The sequence below is a fragment of the Arthrobacter sp. E1SS-5 genome, assembly GCF_057073715.1.
Genome location: NZ_CP172703.1, coordinates 456890 through 473753, shown reverse-complemented (window position 1 = coordinate 473753; position 16864 = coordinate 456890). Strand labels below are relative to the sequence as shown.

Below are 16864 nucleotides of genomic sequence, written 5' to 3'. Positions count from 1 at the left end.
GCTGGAATCCAGCCTGTTGGAGCCCATAAGTAAAGACTACGCCCGCGCCGGCGGCTCCGCGCCCTTTCGCAGCCCTCCGTCCAGGGGCGTTTCTGGAGGTTGCGGCACTACGGTTCCCGCACCGCCGTCGACCGTTATTTCCTGGCCGGTGCTGATGCGGCCGGTGGCGTCCGGGACTCCCACCACCGCCGGAATGCCATACTCCCGTGCCACCACGGCGCCGTGCGAGTTGGCTCCACCCATCTCCATCACCAGTCCTCCTGCAGTAAGGAACAGCGGAGTCCAGCCAGGGTCCGTGGACGGCGCCACCAGGATCTCGCCCGGTTCAAGGCGGGCGCCGACCGGGTCCAAAATGACCCGCGCCGGGGCAGTCACCGTTCCCGCCGAGGCCGGGCTGCCGGCCAAGGTCCCATTCCCGGAAGTTCCGTCCCCGGAGTTTCCGACGGCGGTCCGCACCGCTTCGGGTTCGGTACCGTCAGAGAGCAGCACCCTGGGGATGTGCCGGCGCCTGAGCTCGCGGTCGTACTCCTGGCGGCGCTCCGCCACAAGCCGCCGCAGGTCCCGACCGGGCTTTTCCGCGTCCGAAGTGGTGCCGGCCAATGCCCTGCGAACCTCAACGAAGTCCAGGAAGAAGACGTCCTCCCGGCCATCAATGGCGCCTGCCTGCTCCAGTTCCCTGCCCACCAGGAGCAGCTGCCGGCGAACTTCCCCGAGGCCAAGCACCAGCAGGTACTTTGGCAGCTCGCGAAGGCCGGCGAACAACCGGGCCCGGCGCAGGGCGGCACGCACCAGCAGTCCCCGGATCCTGCCACGGGCGGCGGCCCGGGCCACCAGGCGGTCCACCTGCTCTTCCGCGTCCTCGGCTGCCTTGCTGAACTGGGCGTCAGGGGCCAGCGCCGGGTTATCCAGCCGGAGGTAGTTTGCCAGGGTCCCCAGGATGTGTGCCGGTTCCTCCGACCATCGCGGCAGCCCGACATCGATTTCACCCACTGCCCGCTGGCCGTACCTGTCCAGGAACCGTGCCAGGCCGGCGTCCAGGCGGGCAGGCAGCTCCCCGGCGTGGAAAGCGGCCGCCAGGACGGAGGGATTCTCCGCCAGGAGCGCGGTGCGTGAGTCAGTGTCTTCCCGGATGGCCGTTGCCAAGCGCCACAATTCCAGGTCCATCTCCGTGGTGACATTGTGCGGCAGGCCGCGGATCACCGTCTGCAGCTCATCCCATGCGCTCCCGCCCAGCAGCTTTCCGGAAAGGCCCACCATGGCGAAGCCCAGGGCGGGAAGTGGAAGGATGGCCGGCACAATGAGGAACAGGCGTGACCCTACCAGCGCTTCGGCGTGGTCCAGGCGGGCCATGATGTCAGCGCCGGCATCGGGGGCCAGCGAGGCCTCAAAGTCCCGGGTGAACTGGTCCAGCCGGCGCAGGGCCGCGCGGGGCCGGAACAGTGCCTGGACGAAGGTGGCGGGAACCTTGGCGCGGATCGCTACTGGCGCGACGTGGCGCAGCAGCCCGAACGGCGTCCTGCTGGTCACCGAAAAGGCTGGATCCTCCATCAGCCGGCGCATGACCGTGGCGGTCCGCGCTTCCATGATGTCGAAAACCCGGGGAATGATGCGTCGACCTATGGCGCTGCGGATGGGGGTAGTGAAGTCAACGTAGATCCGCTGCCCGGCCTCGGCATAGGGCGACGGCCCGCGCCGGGGATCAGGGACAGGGAAACCGGCAGCCGTGGCAACGGAGGAAGCAATGAGGCGGACTGCCGCGAGCCCCATGGGGGTGAGCGGCCGGGTGAGCCCCTGGGCCAGGCTGAAGCAGAGGTAGGCCCGTGTACCGCCAACGGATTTCCCCCGCGCAGCCCTGCCCGCGGCACCGTTGCTCTTCGGAACCGGGTACAGGGTGGTAATGGGCCTGGACTGCGTGAGCCAGAGGGCGCCTGCCCCGTCGATGGCCCACTCGGTGTCCTGCGGAGCACCGAAATGCTCCTCGGCCTGCAGGCCCAGCCTGGCGAGCGCACGCAACTGGCTGTCCGTCAGGCACGCCGTGTCACGGTCCTCCGGCAACTCCCGCATATGCGTCCCGCCGCCTGGGGCTGGTAGTACCTCAATGCCCTTCGCGCCCAGTTCCCGTTCCAGCACCCTGCCGGTCAGCGCATCCACCACAAAGTGGTCGGGATTGACCGCGCCGGAGACAACCGACTCGCCCAGGCCGGGACTGGCGTCCACCACTACCTGCCGGCGGCTGCCGGTGAGCGGATTCGCTGTAAACATGACGCCCGCGATCTCCGCGTCCACCATCCGCTGCACCACCACCGCGAGCGCCACCCCCGCGGGGTCGATCCCCAGGCCTGCCCGGTACGCTGTTGCACGGTCCGTCCACAGCGACGCCCAGCAACGCCGGACGGCGTCCAGCACCGCTGGCACTCCCACCACATTGAGGTACGTGTCCTGTTGCCCAGCGAAACTGGCGAACGGCAGGTCCTCGGCGGTGGCCGAGGACCTGACCGCCACCGGAACGTTCGGACCGAGGGCCCGGTAGGCATGCTCTACGGCCTGGGCGACGGCGGCGGGAATGGGGGCCGCCTGGATTGCCGCCCGCGCCTTTCCGGCCAGCACGGCTATGCCAGGTGGTTCCCCTCCGGCTGCATCCTTCCAGGCTGCGTAGACCCCTGCCAGCTCGGGAAGCAGGGTACCGTGGGCCCCGATTGCCTGCCGATATGCGGCTGTAGCGAGGCAGAACCCCTCCGGAACCGGCAAGCCGGCGGACAACAGCTCTCCGAGGTTGGCTGCCTTGCCGCCCACCAGTGCCAGCATCCCGGCGTCGAGGCCGCGCAGCTCCAGCACCAGCCCATCGTCCGGGCTGGTGCCAGCCAACGGCGGCCCTTGCTGCGCCATGTCCCAGATGCCGTATGCCCGAAAACCCGTGTTGCCTGGCAGTCCTGTGGCTTAGGCGGCGTCGCCCAGTATCGGGCCGAACCGCGCACGGTCCGCCATCCGCGGGTCCTCCCGGTCCGGGACCACCATGACCGGTCCCTTGGCGTGGTGGAGCACGCCGTCGGACGTCGAACCCAGGAGCATGCCGGTGAACCCGCCTCGGCCGCGGGTGCCGACTACCACCAGCTCCACGTGCCGGCTTTCTTCAACGAGCACGTCAACCGGGGAACCGTCCTTCAGCTGGTACTCGGCCTCAAGGTGGGGGTAGTGGCTGCGGAGCCAGGCCATGCCGGCCTCCAGGGTGACCCGGATGTCATCGAACAGCGCTTTGCGGTCCATGGGCGCCGGAACCCAGGCCAGGGAACCGCTGTACTGGGGTACGGCGCACACCACGCGCAGGGAGGCGCCAAGGCGTTCAGCCTGGTCGGCCGCCTCAAGGACGGCAACGCGCGCCTGATCGGAGCCATCCACCCCCACCACCACCACGTTCTCCACTTGCCGGTGCCCGGCCTTGGCCTGCTCGGCCTTGACCCGGCGGTCCTCGGTGGTCTCGCCGAGCCTGTCTGAGCAGAACAACGGCACCGTCACTGTGGGGCATTTGGCGTGGGCGGGAAGTGCACTGCTGACCGAGCCCAGGAGCCGGCCCACGAAACCGCCGCGGCCGCGGGTTCCCACCACCAGCAGTTCCGCGCTTTCGGAGATTTCCAGCAGCACTCCTGCCGCGTCACCGTTTTCCACGGAGGACGTTACGTCCACGTCGTACGGCGCGATCTTCTCCAGCGCCTGCTTGAGGATGGCCTCTGCCCCTTCCCGAATGACGGAGTCGTCCACCGTGGCGTAGCCACCGTCCAGCCCGGACGCGGCAAAGATCGGCACCGAATAGGCGGTGACTATATGGAGCGGGCGACGGCGGCGCTGGGCTTCCCGCGCGGCCCACACCAGGGCGCACTGGCCATGGTCCGAGCCGTCAACGCCCACCACGATGCCATGGGGGGCGTCAGACGCACCGCCACCTTCCCGGGCCGGGTCCGGATGCAACTCTCGTGAGCCCATGGGGGCCGCCTCCTCGCGATACGCCTGATGTTGCGGCTATTCTGCCAGAAAACCGGCCCTCCCCTGCACATCCCGACCCCGGGCTGCACCGGCAGGAAATGACTGTCTTCCGACTCCCACTATTCTCCGTCCCCCTAGGCTTAGCAAGCCTGCTCAGGAGCACATTGGCCGGGTTATCCACAGGCTCAGCCAGCCCATTCAGGGGCACGCGGGTCCAGCTATCCACAGGCTTTGTGGGAACCTTCGGAAAGCGCCTTCACACGCGGAGGAATGTTTTCGCCATTGGGCTATTCACAGCCGCTTTTGTTCTGTAGTCTTCAGGACATTGTTGGTCCGGGACACCAAGTGCAACTTCCTGCCAGGACGGTTCCGGCCATGTTCTGCGTCCGGAATTTGGGGTTGCCGGAACGCGGGCCGGCGAGGATGCCGGCACCTGCTGAAAGCTTCGAAGGAGGGAAACTGTAGTGTCAAGCATGCCTGGGGATGCCGGGACCGAACAGACCACCACGGTGATCATTGGCACGGGCCTGTCCGGGCTGGCCGTGGCCGCAGAACTGCGCCGCCACGGCGTGGACTCCATTGTGGTGGACGGCCTGGACATCCTTGGCGCCAACCAACCCGCCAACACCTCCTCCCTGCAGCGCTGCGATGCAGCAGACGGGGACTCCCTCCGGGAACGGAACGAGATCCTCCGCCACCTCCGGAATTACGCGGCAAGCCATCGTGTCGATGTCCGAAACACCACCCGCGCGGTCCAGCTGACCATGGTGGAAGGCCCGGAAAACGAATCGACCCCGCAGTGGCGGGTGCACACCCCCACCGGCGTCCTGGTGGCGGACCACATTGTGCTGACCCGCTGTGCACACAGCCAGCTGCGGCGGATGCTCAACGACTTCGGCATTACTGTTGGCCGCAACGTGGCCACAGCCATGCGGGCCATCGGGATCTACCTGGTGGGAGTTGGCGAGCTGATTACGCCCTCGCCCAAGGAAGTGCTGCGCCAGGCCAAGACCGTGGGCCAGGCAATCTCCGCCAAGGTCAACCAGGGCACCGCCCAACTACCCGGCGCCTTCCCGGCAACGGGGAGCTTTGCGGTGCTGAGCTGCTGACGCTCCACCCTCTTCCCGGCGTCCGGCCACGGCCTTCCGGCTCTTCCGGCGGCAGCTACTCCCCGCCATTCCCTCCCGCATCCCCGTCGCCGTTAAGCCGTCGCCGGGCCAGGACGCCAAGGGCCACCAGCAGCCCCACCGCGACGACCGCAAAAATCACGATGCTCCACTGGAAGGGCTCCTCCGCATTGGCGGGCCTGGACGGCTCTTCCGTCACCCCGGGCTGTGCCGTGCCCATGCTTGGCACCGTACCCGCCGCCGTCGAACTTTTCGCCGTGGAAGTTCCGGAGGGCGCAGCACCGGGTGCGCCGGCGGCCACGGTAAAGGTAAAGGTGCCCTCGATGGGGTGGGAGTCGGAGCCGACCACGCGCCATGCGACGGTGTACGCACCCGACGGACCGCCCTGCCGAAGCTTCTGGGTTGCCACGTTGTCAACGATCCGGACGGAGCCGTCAGCCCATTCCGTACCACCCGCATCCTTGACCGAGAAGGACGATCCGATGCCCAGCGGCTTGTCGCTGAAGGTCACGGAGACCTCCTCCGGCGGCGCGGCGAGCGAAGCCCCTTGGGCCGGGCTGGTGGACTCCGCAGCATCGTGGGCGGAGGCCGGGCCTGCCAGGCCCAGCATCGCGGCTGCAAGGATAGAGGACCCGAGCGCAAGGCCCAGCAACTGGCGGCGAATTTGGCGCATGTTCGGGGTGCTCCTTGTGTTGGCTTCCTTACAGACTAGGCGCATTTGGCGGCCCAACCCCTCCCGCACCATTAGGATGCAGGTATTCCCACACTCTCCCCCGGAGGACTAATGCTTAAGCAAGGCTCTGCCCTGGACCGGTATTTCAGGGTCACTGAGCGCGGCTCAAACCTTTCCCGCGAGATCCGGGGCGGGTTCGCCACGTTCTTCGCCATGAGCTACATCGTGGTGCTGAATCCCCTGATCCTGTCCGGCCCCGACTCCAGCGGCACCACGCTCGGCTTCACCGCGGTGGCCGCCGTGACCGCACTCGTGGCAGGCATCCTCACCATCCTCATGGGGGCATGGGGGCGGCACCCCTTCGCCCTGGCCACCGGCCTGGGCGTCAACGCCTTCGTCGCAGTCACCGTGGCCACCAACCCCGGCTTGACCTGGCCGGACATGATGGGCCTGGTAGTCCTCTCCGGTGTCACCATGCTGATCCTGGTCCTCACCGGCTTCCGCACCGCCGTCTTCAAGGCCGTTCCGGACGGACTCAAGACCGCCATTGTGGTGGGCATTGGCCTGTTTATCGCCCTGATCGGCCTGGTCAACGCCGGCTTCGTGCGGCGCATCCCGGACGTCGCAGGCACCACAGTGCCCGTTGGCCTGGGCTTCGAAGGCAAGCTGCTGGGCTGGCCCACCGCCGTTTTCGTGTTCGGCCTGATCCTGACCATCGCCCTGGTGGTGCGCAAGGTCAAGGGCGCCATCCTGATCGGCATCATCACTTCCACGGTGCTGGCCGTCATCCTTGAATCGACCCTGCACATCGGACCCAGCTTCGATGGCAAGAACTTCAACCCGCAGGGCTGGTCCCTGGTGGCCCCCGCATTCTCCGGCTGGGCCGCCCCGGACCTGTCCCTGATTGGCAAGGCCAACCCGTTCGGCGCCTTCCAGCACCTCGGTTTCGTCGCGGCCACGCTGCTGGCCTTCGTCATCCTGCTCAGCATCTTCTTTGACGCCATGGGCACCATGGTGGGCCTGGCCAACGAGGCCGGCACGGTAGACGAGCACGGCAACATCCCCGACGTCGACCGTGTGCTCCAGGTGGACGCGCTCGGCGCCATCATCGGCGGCGGCGCCTCAGTATCCTCCAACCAGATCTACGTGGAAGCCGGCGCCGGTATCGGCGAAGGTGCCCGCACCGGCATCGCCTCCGTTGTTACCGGCCTGCTGTTCCTGGTGGCCATGTTCTTCACCCCGCTGATCAACCTGGTCCCGTTCGAGGCCGTGGCCCCGGCCCTTGTGGTGGTGGGCTTCATGATGGTGTCCCAGGTGGGCAAGATTGACTGGCAGGACTGGGGCATCGCCATCCCGGCATTCCTGACCTTCGCCCTGATGCCGTTCACCTACTCAATCGCCAACGGCCTCGGCGCCGGCTTCATCAGCTACGTCATCATCCGGACCGTCCAGGGCCGCACCAAAGACATCCACCCCCTCATGTGGGCCGTGGCCGCGGCCTTCGCGCTGTTCTTCGCCATCGGCCCCATCGAGGCTGCACTGGGCATCAAGTAACCCCCTGCGCAGAAAGGGCTGGTGCGGCATTCGCCGCACCAGCCCTTTCTCTTTTGAACCAGCGTTTACACCGGGGTGTTCGGTGCCAGCCCCTCGTCCCCGGATACTGCCAGCGCCTTCTTCTGACGCAGCCGATCGAGCCGGTTCATCAGCGGTGACGTTGTGGCACCGTGGATCACGATGGACAGCGCAATGACCAACCCAACGAAGGACCAGAGCCAGTGTGCCTGGTCCGTGAAGTGGCCCTCCGCCAACGCGAACGCAATGTAGTACACGGAACCTATTCCGCGGATGCCGAAGAAGGACAGTGCCACGCGTTCCCGCGGACCGGTCTTGCCGCCCAGCAGGCCCAGCCAGCCGGCCAGCGGCCGGACCACCAGCAGGAATGCCAGTGCCACCAGCACTTCCGCAGGGCCGACGCCGGCTAGCAACCCCCGGGCAATGGCGCCGCCGAGCAGGACCAGGATCACCACGGTCAGGAGCCGCTCCAATTGCTCCACGTAGGAGTGCAGCACACGGTGGTAGCCGTGGGTACGTTCTGCTGCGCGGATGGTCAGGGCACAGACAAACACCGCGATGAACCCGTAGCCCTCCACCATGTCCGTCAGCCCGTACGCCAGGAACGTCGCCGCCAGTGCTACGAACCCTTCGGAGTGATTGGACAGCCGGAGGCTGTCGGCACGGGCCGAGAAGAACAGCCTCGCGAGCAGCTTGCCGGTAAGGAAACCCACGAGAAGCCCCACCGCCAGCCGCCACAGCACGTCCAGGCCGAACCATTCGCCGAACCAGGCGGACGGGCTGGCCCCGACAACGCTGATGGCAATGGCCAGGTAGACGAACGGGAACGCCAGGCCGTCATTGAGCCCGGCTTCCGACGTGAGGCCGAACCGGACCTCGTCTTCCTTGTCCGCGTGCTCGTCCTGGTCCGCGGGCTCGCCCACCTGCACCTCCGAGGCGAGCACAGGGTCCGTGGGGGCGAGGCTGGCGGCCACCAGCAGCGCCGCGCCCAACCCCAGGCCCAGTAACCACATGCCCAGCAGGGTCAGGCCCACGATGCACAGCGGCATGGCAATACCCAGCAGCCGCCATGTGGTGGCCCACCGCTTCCGCCCCAGTGGCCGGTCCAGGGCAAGCCCGGCACCCATCAGCGAGATGATCACGCAGACTTCCGCGAGGTGCATCACGAAGTCGCTGTGCTCCACCGGATTCGGGTCCGGCAGCGACGGGATCAGCGCAAAGGCCCCCATCCCGGCGCCAAGGAAGACCATCGGCATGGACAGGGGCATATTGCGCAGCAGCTTGGGCAGCACCGCGGCAGTGAAGACGGCAAGGCCGGCCGCGGCAAAAAGGATGTCGGGGGCTTCAAACATGGGCTCTCCAGCCTGGAATTGTTGGGTTGACGGCCGGCAGGAATTGCATGCTGCCGCGGACCCGCTGGGTCTCACCCTATTCCTTGTACCCATCGGGCGCGCTGTCTCCCGTAAAGGCTTGCTGGAAGTGCGGGTTCTTGGATCCCGGACAGGACGACGGCGGCCTTGCTGGTTTTCGCGGCCGGCATGCGGTGAGCTTGGAGCATGTCTCTCCAGCTCCCCGCCGTCGATGTCCCGCCGCAGCCCTGGACAGGAAGGTTCGACGGCGACGGTCCCGGCCACCGCCGCTGGTGGCAGGCCGTGAACTCCGGCAGCGCATCGTGGAATGGAGAAGCGGCTGGGAAGCCTGCCGCCCTGCTGGGCTTCGCCAGCGATGAGGGCGTGCGGCGCAACAAGGGCCGCACCGGAGCCTCCGCGGCCCCGGCTGCCCTGCGCAAGGCCCTTGGCCCGCTGGCCTTCCATGTGGACCGCGCAGTGGCTGACGTTGGTGACGTGGTGGTTTCCGGCGAAGACCTGGAAGCCGGCCAGGAACGGCTTGGCCGGGCAGTGGCGGCCCTGCTCGACGCCGGGCACCAGACTGTCGTGCTGGGCGGCGGCCACGAAACGGCCTACGCCAGCTACCTCGGCGTCGCCGCATCGCGCGCCGTTCAACGCGGGCAGCGCCTCGGCGTCCTGAACCTCGATGCCCACTTCGACCTCCGCGACGAGGCCATCCCCAGCTCAGGTACCCCGTTCCTGCAGATGGCCCGCGCCGAGGCGGACGCCGGCCGCGAATTCCGGTACGCCGTCGTGGGCATCTCTGAGCCGAACAATACGCGGGTCCTGTTCGACACCGCTGAAAAGCTGGGCGTCCGGTACCTGCTGGATGAGGACTGCGACGCGGACCGGGTCCGGGACTTCGTCGACGGTTTCCTGGCAGACATTGACGTCCTGTACCTGACCATCGACCTGGACGTGCTGCCCGCAGCCGTGGCACCCGGGGTCAGCGCACCCGCCGCCTACGGGGTGCCGCTGCCCGTCATTTCCGCGGCATGCCGGCAGGTGGCACAAAGCGGCAAGCTGCTGCATCTCGACGTGGCGGAACTCAACCCTGAATTCGACATCGACGGCCGCACCGCGCGCACCGCGGCACGGCTGGTGGACACCCTGCTGCACTGACGGCCAAGGTCCCCCCATAAAGGGTCAGGCCTTCAGGACGTACCGCCGTTCCGGACGGCCCACGCCGTACTTGAGCCGCACGTCCAGCGTTCCCTCGTCATGGAGGTATTCCAGGTAGCGGCGTGCGCTGACCCGGGAGGTTCCAAGTTCCTCGGCCACCTCGGCAGCGGAGACGTCGCCGGTGGCGGCGTTCAACGCGGCCTCCACCAGCCTCAGCGTCTCGATGCTGCAGCCCTTGGGCAGCGGCCGTTCGGCGCGGTCCAGGCCGAAGACCCTGTTGACGTCGGACTGCTCTGCCACGTCCTTGGACGAGTCCAGGCTTTGGTAGGCGTTGCGGTAGTGCTCCAGCCGTTCCTGCAGATCGGTCTGCGAGAAGGGCTTGATCAGGTAGTGGACAATGCCGCCGCGCAGGGCCATCCGCACGGTCTCCACCTCGCGCGCCGCGCTGATCACCAGCACGTCCAGCTCGGGGGCCACAGCCCGCAGGCGTTGCATCAGGTCCAGGCCGTTGATGTCCGGCAGGTGGATGTCCAGCAACACCAGGTCGGGCTGGAGGCGCCCGGTCTCCGCAACCGCCTGGGCACCGGTATGCGCTGCGCCCACCACGGTGAAGCCCGGCGTGCGCTGGATGAAGCCGGCATGCACCTTGGCCACCATGAAGTCGTCGTCGACAATCAGGACCTTGATCATGGCTGGTTGGTTCCTCGTTTCAGCACAGCGGTAAAGACAGCCCCATTATCGTTGGCCACGGTCAGGTTCCCGCCAGTCCGGCGGCAGACCACCCGGGACAGCGCCAGTCCGAAGCCGCGGCTGCCGGCGGGACCCGGTTCCTTGGTGGTGAAGCCCTGGCGGAAAATCCGGTCGGTGGCTCCACCGGGAACGCCGGGGCCGTTGTCCCGCACCGTTACCACAACGTCTTCCCCGGCTCTGCCTTCCACCAACACCCTGACCGCGGCGTGCGGGAGGCCCGTGACGGCGTCGAACGCGTTGTCCACGAGGTTCCCCACCACGGTGGTGAGGTCCCTGGACAGCCCGTCATCGACCCTGTCCAGCATCGAGTCCGGGTCCAGCTGCAGGGCTGCGCCGCGCTCTGCGGCAAGGCTCGACTTGGCGATCAGCAGGGCCGCGAGCGCGGGGTCCTTGATCCGGCCGGTCACCTCATCGTTGAGCCGGGTCCGGTCCACGGTGGCACCGTTGACGAACTGAACCACGGAATCGTACTCACCGATCTGGATCAGTCCCGAGATCACGTGCAGTTGGTTGGCGAACTCGTGGGCCTGGGCGCGGAGGGTGTCCGTGGCGGTGCGGGTGGTCCCCAGTTCCTGCTCCAGCTCGGAGAGTTCCGTGCGGTCGCGCAAAGTGGTGACGGAGCCGATCACGCGGCCGCGGGATTCAAACGGCAGCCGGTTCATCACCACCAGCCGGTCCCCCACCAGCACCAGCTGGTCCGGCCCGGGCTGCTCGTGGGTGAGGACTTCCTTCAGGGCAGGTTCGACGGCGAGTCCCGACACACGCTTGCCCACACAGTCGGGCGGGAGGCCCAGCAAGGCACGCGCGCTGTGGTTGGCCACCGTAATCCGGTCGTGCAGGTCCAGCGCAACCACACCTTCCTTGAGGCCGTGCAGCATGGCTTCGCGGTTTTCCACCAGGCTGGTGATTTCGCTCGGTTCCATGCCCAGGGTTTGCCGCTTCACCCGCCGCGACAGCAGCAGCGACCCGGCGATGCCCAGGACACTCGCCACGCCCAGGTACGTCAGGAGGTTGGGGACGGCGTCGCCCAACCTCTCGAGCATGGTGGGATAGCTGCGGCTGATGGAAGCGATCCCGATCATGTGCCCGGTGTCATCCAGAACCGGGACGTGCGCGGACAGCAGCGGCGCAGGGGTTCCGCCCACCACTCCGGTCCAGGCCCTGCCCTCCATCACCCTGCTGGCGCCGAGCTCCAACGGCTCACCCAGCAGGCTGGGATCCGAGGACGCCACCACCGTTCGGTCAATTCTGGCCAGCGCCACCCTCGAGGAGCCCGACACAATGCGAACCGACTCCGCCACTGCCGGCAACACGGCGCCGCCGCGCGCCTGGGACTCGGGGAGGAGTTCACGCACCACGGGATTACCGCCCAGGGCTTCTGCAGCGGACAGGGCCCTCCTGCCTTCAGTGCGCTCGAAGGCGGCAGCGGACTGGGCCAGCGAGATGGCCACCACGCCCACCAGGACCGCGAGGACAATGAGCAACTGCAGCAGCAGGTACTGTCCCGCAAGGGACATTCCTCGTCGTCGAGTCACAATGGTCTTCCTGGTGGTGCGGCAGGGCGGGTCCTCCGGCACGGCGGGTGGCTGGCAAAGTCCGCGCAGCGGCATGGGCGCACGGCCGGGTGTACCGGGAACTATATCCCAAAGCCACGCTCCCAAGACCTGGACGGGGACGCTGTGGGGTCTCGGAAACATGAACGCAATGAACACAACTTTCTCTGCGTACACAAGAGTGATCGCCGTCACGGCCGCCCCTAGCATCGGAACCGCAAGGCATCGGAAACACAAGTCAACTGATGCTGATCAGATTTGTTTTGAGAGAAGAGGAACACATGCGCCAGATCCGCGCATTGCGAATTGCCGCCGTTGCTGCCGGCATCGCCCTGATGGCCACCGGCTGCGGTGCCACCGGCAAGAGCTCCACCGGTTCGGAAAGCACCGGCGCCGCCGCCGGACCCATCACCGGCCTGCAGATCATGGTCCCCAACTCCCCGGGCGGCGGCTACGACACAACTGCCCGCGCCGCCGCCAAGGTCCTGGACGACGCGAAGATCTCCACCAACACCGAGGTCTTCAACCTGGCCGGCGCCGGGGGCACCGTGGGCCTGGCCCGCATCGTCAACGAAAAGGGCAACGGAGACCTGGCCATGCTCATGGGCCTGGGCGTTGTAGGCGCCAGCTACACCAACAAGTCCGAGTCCAAGCTGACCTCCACCACCCCGCTGGCCCGACTCATCGAGGAACCGGGCGCCATCATGGTCAGCAAGGATTCGCCCTACAAGACCATTGACGACCTGGTGAAGGCCTGGAAGGCCGATCCCGGCTCTATTGCAGTCGGCGGCGGCTCCTCCCCCGGCGGCCCGGACCACCTGCTGCCCATGCAGCTGGCCGGTGCGGTGGGCATCGATGCCACCAAGGTCAACTACGTGGCCTATGACGGCGGCGGCGACCTGCTGCCTGCGATCCTGGGCAACAAGCTGGGCTTCGCAGCGTCCGGTGCCGGCGAGTACCTGAAGCAGATCGAGTCCGGCGAGGTCCGCGTCCTGGCCACCAGCGGCGAGAAGCGGCTGGACGGCGTGGACGCGCCCACGCTGAAGGAATCCAATATCGACCTGGTGTTCACCAACTGGCGCGGCGTCGTGGCCCCTCCGGGCATCAGCGACAAGGACAAGGAAGCCCTGATCGCTGCCTTGGAGAAGATGCACGGCACCGACGGCTGGAAGGAAGCGCTGAAGACCCACAGCTGGACTGACGCCTTCATCACCGGTGAGCAGTTCAAGACCTTCCTCACCGAGCAGGACAAGCGGGTGGCGGACGTCCTCACCAAGCTTGGGTTGGCGTGACGTCCCTGACAACAGGCCTCAAAGGCCGCTCCGAGCTGGGAGTCGCACTCCTGCTCGGGGCGGCCGGCGTCCTGGTCTTCCTGGACGCCAACGGCCTGGTAACCCCGTATTCGAAGTCGGACCCGGTAGGGCCCAAGACTGTCCCGTTCATCGTGGCCGGCATGCTGGTGGTCTGCGCGGTCCTGCTGGCCGTTAACGTGCTGCGCGGCGGCAGGGGCGAGGCCGAAGGCGGCGAGGACGTCGACCTGGACCACCCCGCCGACTGGAAGACCATCCTGCCGCTGGCAGGAGCCTTCGTTGCGAACATCCTGCTCATTGACTGGGCCGGCTGGGTGATCTCCGGGACTGTCCTGTTCTGGGGCAGCGTCCTGGCACTGGGCAGCCGCCGCTACATCCGGGACGGGCTGATCTCCGTGGCACTGTCCCTGCTGACCTTCTACGGCTTCTACCTCGGCCTGGGCATTGCCCTGCCTGCCGGCCTCCTGGAAGGAATCCTTTAAATGGACGTCTGGTCCTCATTGATGGACGGCTTCGCCACCGCCCTGACCCCCATGAATTTCCTGTACGCCGTGATCGGTGTCATTTTGGGCACCGCCGTCGGCGTCCTCCCCGGCCTCGGCCCGGCCATGACCGTCGCCCTGCTGCTTCCCGTCACCTACGCCCTGGAACCCACCAGCGCTTTCATCATGTTCGCCGGCATCTACTACGGCGGCATGTACGGCGGCTCCACCACTTCCATCCTCCTCAACACCCCCGGCGAATCGTCCTCCGTGGTTACCGCCATCGAAGGCAACAAGATGGCCAAGGCGGGACGGGCGGCACAGGCGCTTGCGACGGCGGCCATCGGCTCGTTCGTTGCCGGCACCATTGGCACCGCGCTGCTGGCCGTCTGCGCACCGATTGTGGTGAAGTTCGCCGTCAGCCTTGGCGCCCCCAGCTACTTCGCTATCATGGTCCTCGCCCTGCTGGCGGTCACGGCCGTACTCGGCTCGTCGCGGCTGCGTGGCTTCGCCTCCCTTGGCCTTGGCCTGGCCATCGGCCTGGTGGGCATGGACTCGGTCACCGGCCAGCGCCGCCTGACGTTCGGCCAGCCGCTCCTGGCGGACGGCCTGGACATCGTGGTGGTGGCCGTGGCCATCTTCGCCGTGGGCGAGGCCCTCTGGGTGGCGGCACACCTCCGCCGGACCCCGCTGCACGCGATCCCCGTGGGGCAGCCCTGGATGGGCAAGTCCGACTGGAAGCGTTCCTGGAAGCCGTGGCTGCGCGGAACCGCGTTCGGATTCCCCTTCGGTGCGCTGCCGGCCGGTGGCGCCGAGATCCCCACTTTCCTCTCATATGTCACGGAAAAGCGCCTCAGCAAGCACCCGGAGGAGTTCGGCAAGGGCGCCATTGAAGGTGTCGCGGGCCCGGAAGCGGCCAACAATGCTGCCGCCGCCGGCACCCTGACGCCGATGCTGGCCCTGGGCCTGCCCACCAACGCCACGGCGGCGGTGATGCTCGCCGCTTTCACGTCCTACGGCATCCAGCCGGGCCCGCAGCTCTTCACCAGCGAAGGCCCCCTGGTGTGGGCGCTAATCGCCAGCCTCTTCATCGGCAACCTCCTGCTGCTGATCATCAACCTGCCGCTGGCACCGATGTGGGCCAAGCTGCTGCAGCTCCCCCGCCCGTACCTGTACGCCGGCATCCTGTTCTTCGCCACACTGGGCGCCTACTCGGTGAACCTGCAGGCGTTCGACCTTGTGATCCTGCTGGTTTTGGGTGCCCTCGGGTTCATGATGCGCCGCTTCGGGCTGCCCGTGCTGCCGCTGATCCTCGGCGTGATCCTGGGACCGCGGATCGAGGGGCAACTCCGGAAGACCCTGCAGCTGAGCGCGGGTGATCCGGCAGGGCTCTTCGGCGAGCCGATCGCCGTCGTCATCTACGTCATCATTGCCCTCATCCTGCTCTGGCCCTTCGCCTACAAGCTCTTCCGCCGCAACCGCCCGGTTGCTGCTCCTGCCGGCGGGGCGGAGTCGGGCGAGGCTGAGTCCGGCGGGGCATCAGCCCTTGCCACGGAAGCCGATGATACGGTCCACTCGAACCACACTGCCGTGTATTCCGACCATAAGGAGCGACCATGACCGTTGTTGTGGGATACGTCCCCACCCCTGAAGGCGAAGCCGCCTTGACGCAGGCCATCACCGAAGCCCGGAAGAACAACAGCACCCTGGTGCTGATCAACTCCTCCAAGGGCGAGGCAACAGTGGACAACCGGTTTGCGCCCGAAGGCGAAATCCAGGACATTGAGCAACGGCTGGCCAGCCAGGGTATCCAGTACCTGATCAAGCGGCCGGTCCGGGGCCACGACGCCGCGGCCGAGGTGCTGGACGCGGCCGAGGAACACAACGCTGACCTCATCGTGATTGGCCTGCGCCGCCGCACCCCGGTGGGCAAACTGATCATGGGCAGCACGTCCCAGCGCATCCTGCTGGAGGCGGACTGCCCGGTGCTGGCCGTCAAGGCCGGCTGAGTCAGTCCGGCTAAACCGTGGTGGCCGCCGGCGTCCGGTACAGCTCCTGGCGCTGGCGGCCCAGGCCCTCCACTTCCACTTCCACCACGTCGCCGGGCTGGAGGTAAGGGAAGCGGCCGCTGAGGGCCACACCCTGCGGGGTCCCGGTGAGAATCACGTCGCCCGGCTCCAGCCGCATGTACTGGCTGCAGTGGTGGACCAGTGTGGCGGCGTCAAAGATGAGCTCAGCCGATGTTGAATCCTGCCGCGGCTCACCGTTCACCCAACTGCGCAGCCGCAGGTTGCCGCCGTCGATCTCTCCTGCCGGAACCAGCCACGGGCCCAGCGGCGTTGACCCGGGAAGCGATTTGCCCTTGGTCCATTGCCCTGCTGCCCCCGGCAGCTGGTACTCACGCTCGGAGAAATCATTGGCGGTGACGTAACCTGCAATGCACCCCGCCGCTTCGGCAGTGGAGCGGAGGTAAAGGGCTTCCCTCCCGATCACGATCCCCAGTTCCACTTCCCAGTCGTACCGGGTGGAGCGCGGGGGCATCGGGGCGGGGTCGCAGGGACCGGTGACAGTGTTGCTGGGCTTGAGGAACACGACTGGGATGGTGGGCGGCTCTGCCCCGGATTCCGCGGCGTGGGCGGCGTAGTTCATTCCAATTCCTAGGACAGAGCCGGGGCGGGCCACGGGTGAACCAATGCGGAGCGAAGCGGCGTCTTTGATCTCCGGAAGCTCCCCCGCCTCCAGCGCCTTCCGGGCCTTGTCCAGGCCACCGGACGCAAGGAACGCACCATCCACCTCCGCGGTAACCGGCAGAAGGCTGAAGTACCGGTCCTGTCCATCCTCGGAGGGAACCAGCACGGCGGGCTGTTCGCTGCCGGCGTCGCCCAGGCGCATGATCTTCATACCGAATT

Annotated in this window: 14 protein-coding genes; 7 read left to right on the top strand and 7 right to left on the bottom strand. The window is 67.2% G+C overall.

What is annotated here, in order from left to right; all coding sequences use genetic code 11:
- Positions 1-36: 36 nt before the first annotated feature.
- Both ACIGJD_RS02315 and ACIGJD_RS02310 read right to left on the bottom strand, forming a co-directional pair.
- A complete protein-coding gene (locus ACIGJD_RS02315) occupies positions 37-2886 on the bottom strand; it encodes a PEP/pyruvate-binding domain-containing protein (RefSeq protein ID WP_483688121.1) in 2850 nt (949 codons plus the stop codon).
- A gap of 51 nt (positions 2887-2937) precedes the next feature.
- Positions 2938-3978: a universal stress protein gene (locus ACIGJD_RS02310; protein ID WP_483688120.1), complete on the bottom strand. Its 1041-nt coding sequence runs from the start codon at positions 3976-3978 to the stop codon at positions 2938-2940.
- A gap of 473 nt (positions 3979-4451) precedes the next feature.
- Between ACIGJD_RS02310 and ACIGJD_RS02305 the strand changes: the two genes are divergently transcribed.
- Entirely contained in the window at positions 4452-5087 is a 636-nt protein-coding gene (locus ACIGJD_RS02305) for an NAD(P)-binding protein (protein WP_483689408.1), read from the top strand.
- A 55-nt stretch (positions 5088-5142) separates the two neighbouring features.
- Here ACIGJD_RS02305 and ACIGJD_RS02300 read toward each other — a convergent pair whose 3' ends face one another.
- On the bottom strand, positions 5143-5778 hold the full coding sequence (locus tag ACIGJD_RS02300) for a copper resistance CopC family protein (RefSeq protein WP_483688119.1): 636 nt from the start codon (positions 5776-5778) through the stop codon (positions 5143-5145).
- A 111-nt stretch (positions 5779-5889) separates the two neighbouring features.
- Between ACIGJD_RS02300 and ACIGJD_RS02295 the strand changes: the two genes are divergently transcribed.
- A complete protein-coding gene (locus ACIGJD_RS02295; protein WP_483688118.1) occupies positions 5890-7332 on the top strand; it encodes an NCS2 family permease in 1443 nt (480 codons plus the stop codon).
- A 65-nt stretch (positions 7333-7397) separates the two neighbouring features.
- Here ACIGJD_RS02295 and ACIGJD_RS02290 read toward each other — a convergent pair whose 3' ends face one another.
- Positions 7398-8702: a cation:proton antiporter gene (locus ACIGJD_RS02290; RefSeq protein ID WP_483688117.1), complete on the bottom strand. Its 1305-nt coding sequence runs from the start codon at positions 8700-8702 to the stop codon at positions 7398-7400.
- Positions 8703-8906: 204 nt separating this feature from the next.
- Here ACIGJD_RS02290 and hutG point away from each other — a divergent pair, with 204 nt between their 5' ends.
- A complete protein-coding gene (gene hutG / locus ACIGJD_RS02285) occupies positions 8907-9860 on the top strand; it encodes a formimidoylglutamase (protein WP_483688116.1) in 954 nt (317 codons plus the stop codon).
- A 24-nt stretch (positions 9861-9884) separates the two neighbouring features.
- Here the strand turns inward: hutG and ACIGJD_RS02280 are convergent, their stop codons facing one another.
- Positions 9885-10550, bottom strand: a complete 666-nt coding sequence (locus tag ACIGJD_RS02280; protein ID WP_483688115.1) for a response regulator — start codon at positions 10548-10550, stop codon at positions 9885-9887.
- Positions 10547-12127, bottom strand: a complete 1581-nt coding sequence (locus ACIGJD_RS02275) for a sensor histidine kinase (protein ID WP_483689407.1) — start codon at positions 12125-12127, stop codon at positions 10547-10549. The genes ACIGJD_RS02280 and ACIGJD_RS02275 overlap by 4 nt, the downstream gene beginning before the upstream one ends.
- A gap of 317 nt (positions 12128-12444) precedes the next feature.
- On the opposite strand from ACIGJD_RS02275, the gene ACIGJD_RS02270 reads away from it, so the two are divergent.
- The 4 genes from ACIGJD_RS02270 to ACIGJD_RS02255 are packed head-to-tail and all read left to right on the top strand — an operon-like array spanning position 12445 to position 15964.
- Positions 12445-13455: a Bug family tripartite tricarboxylate transporter substrate binding protein gene (locus tag ACIGJD_RS02270; RefSeq protein ID WP_483688114.1), complete on the top strand. Its 1011-nt coding sequence runs from the start codon at positions 12445-12447 to the stop codon at positions 13453-13455.
- On the top strand, positions 13452-13955 hold the full coding sequence (locus tag ACIGJD_RS02265) for a tripartite tricarboxylate transporter TctB family protein (protein WP_483688113.1): 504 nt from the start codon (positions 13452-13454) through the stop codon (positions 13953-13955). Before ACIGJD_RS02270 ends, ACIGJD_RS02265 begins: the two co-directional genes overlap by 4 nt.
- Complete coding sequence (locus tag ACIGJD_RS02260; RefSeq protein WP_483688112.1) at positions 13956-15575, top strand: tripartite tricarboxylate transporter permease; 1620 nt, start codon at positions 13956-13958, stop codon at positions 15573-15575.
- The gene (locus ACIGJD_RS02255) at positions 15572-15964 is read left to right on the top strand and encodes a universal stress protein (protein WP_483688111.1); all 393 of its coding nucleotides are present in this window, start codon (positions 15572-15574) and stop codon (positions 15962-15964) included. Before ACIGJD_RS02260 ends, ACIGJD_RS02255 begins: the two co-directional genes overlap by 4 nt.
- A gap of 10 nt (positions 15965-15974) precedes the next feature.
- Here ACIGJD_RS02255 and ACIGJD_RS02250 read toward each other — a convergent pair whose 3' ends face one another.
- Complete coding sequence (locus tag ACIGJD_RS02250; protein ID WP_483688110.1) at positions 15975-16856, bottom strand: fumarylacetoacetate hydrolase family protein; 882 nt, start codon at positions 16854-16856, stop codon at positions 15975-15977.
- Between the last annotated feature and the right edge of the window lie 8 nt (positions 16857-16864).

Excerpts from the sequence above, each read along its gene's own strand:
- ACIGJD_RS02315 (WP_483688121.1), bottom strand. The coding sequence starts at position 2,886 with ATGGCGCAGCAAGGGCCGCCGTTGGCTGGCACCAGCCCGGACGATGGG.
- ACIGJD_RS02310 (WP_483688120.1), bottom strand. The coding sequence starts at position 3,978 with ATGGGCTCACGAGAGTTGCATCCGGACCCGGCCCGGGAAGGTGGCGGT.
- ACIGJD_RS02305 (WP_483689408.1), top strand. The coding sequence starts at position 4,452 with ATGCCTGGGGATGCCGGGACCGAACAGACCACCACGGTGATCATTGGC.
- ACIGJD_RS02300 (WP_483688119.1), bottom strand. The coding sequence starts at position 5,778 with ATGCGCCAAATTCGCCGCCAGTTGCTGGGCCTTGCGCTCGGGTCCTCT.
- ACIGJD_RS02295 (WP_483688118.1), top strand. The coding sequence starts at position 5,890 with ATGCTTAAGCAAGGCTCTGCCCTGGACCGGTATTTCAGGGTCACTGAG.
- ACIGJD_RS02290 (WP_483688117.1), bottom strand. The coding sequence starts at position 8,702 with ATGTTTGAAGCCCCCGACATCCTTTTTGCCGCGGCCGGCCTTGCCGTC.
- hutG (WP_483688116.1), top strand. The coding sequence starts at position 8,907 with ATGTCTCTCCAGCTCCCCGCCGTCGATGTCCCGCCGCAGCCCTGGACA.
- ACIGJD_RS02280 (WP_483688115.1), bottom strand. The coding sequence starts at position 10,550 with ATGATCAAGGTCCTGATTGTCGACGACGACTTCATGGTGGCCAAGGTG.
- ACIGJD_RS02275 (WP_483689407.1), bottom strand. The coding sequence starts at position 12,127 with ATGTCCCTTGCGGGACAGTACCTGCTGCTGCAGTTGCTCATTGTCCTC.
- ACIGJD_RS02270 (WP_483688114.1), top strand. The coding sequence starts at position 12,445 with ATGCGCCAGATCCGCGCATTGCGAATTGCCGCCGTTGCTGCCGGCATC.
- ACIGJD_RS02260 (WP_483688112.1), top strand. The coding sequence starts at position 13,956 with ATGGACGTCTGGTCCTCATTGATGGACGGCTTCGCCACCGCCCTGACC.
- ACIGJD_RS02255 (WP_483688111.1), top strand. The coding sequence starts at position 15,572 with ATGACCGTTGTTGTGGGATACGTCCCCACCCCTGAAGGCGAAGCCGCC.
- ACIGJD_RS02250 (WP_483688110.1), bottom strand. The coding sequence starts at position 16,856 with ATGAAGATCATGCGCCTGGGCGACGCCGGCAGCGAACAGCCCGCCGTG.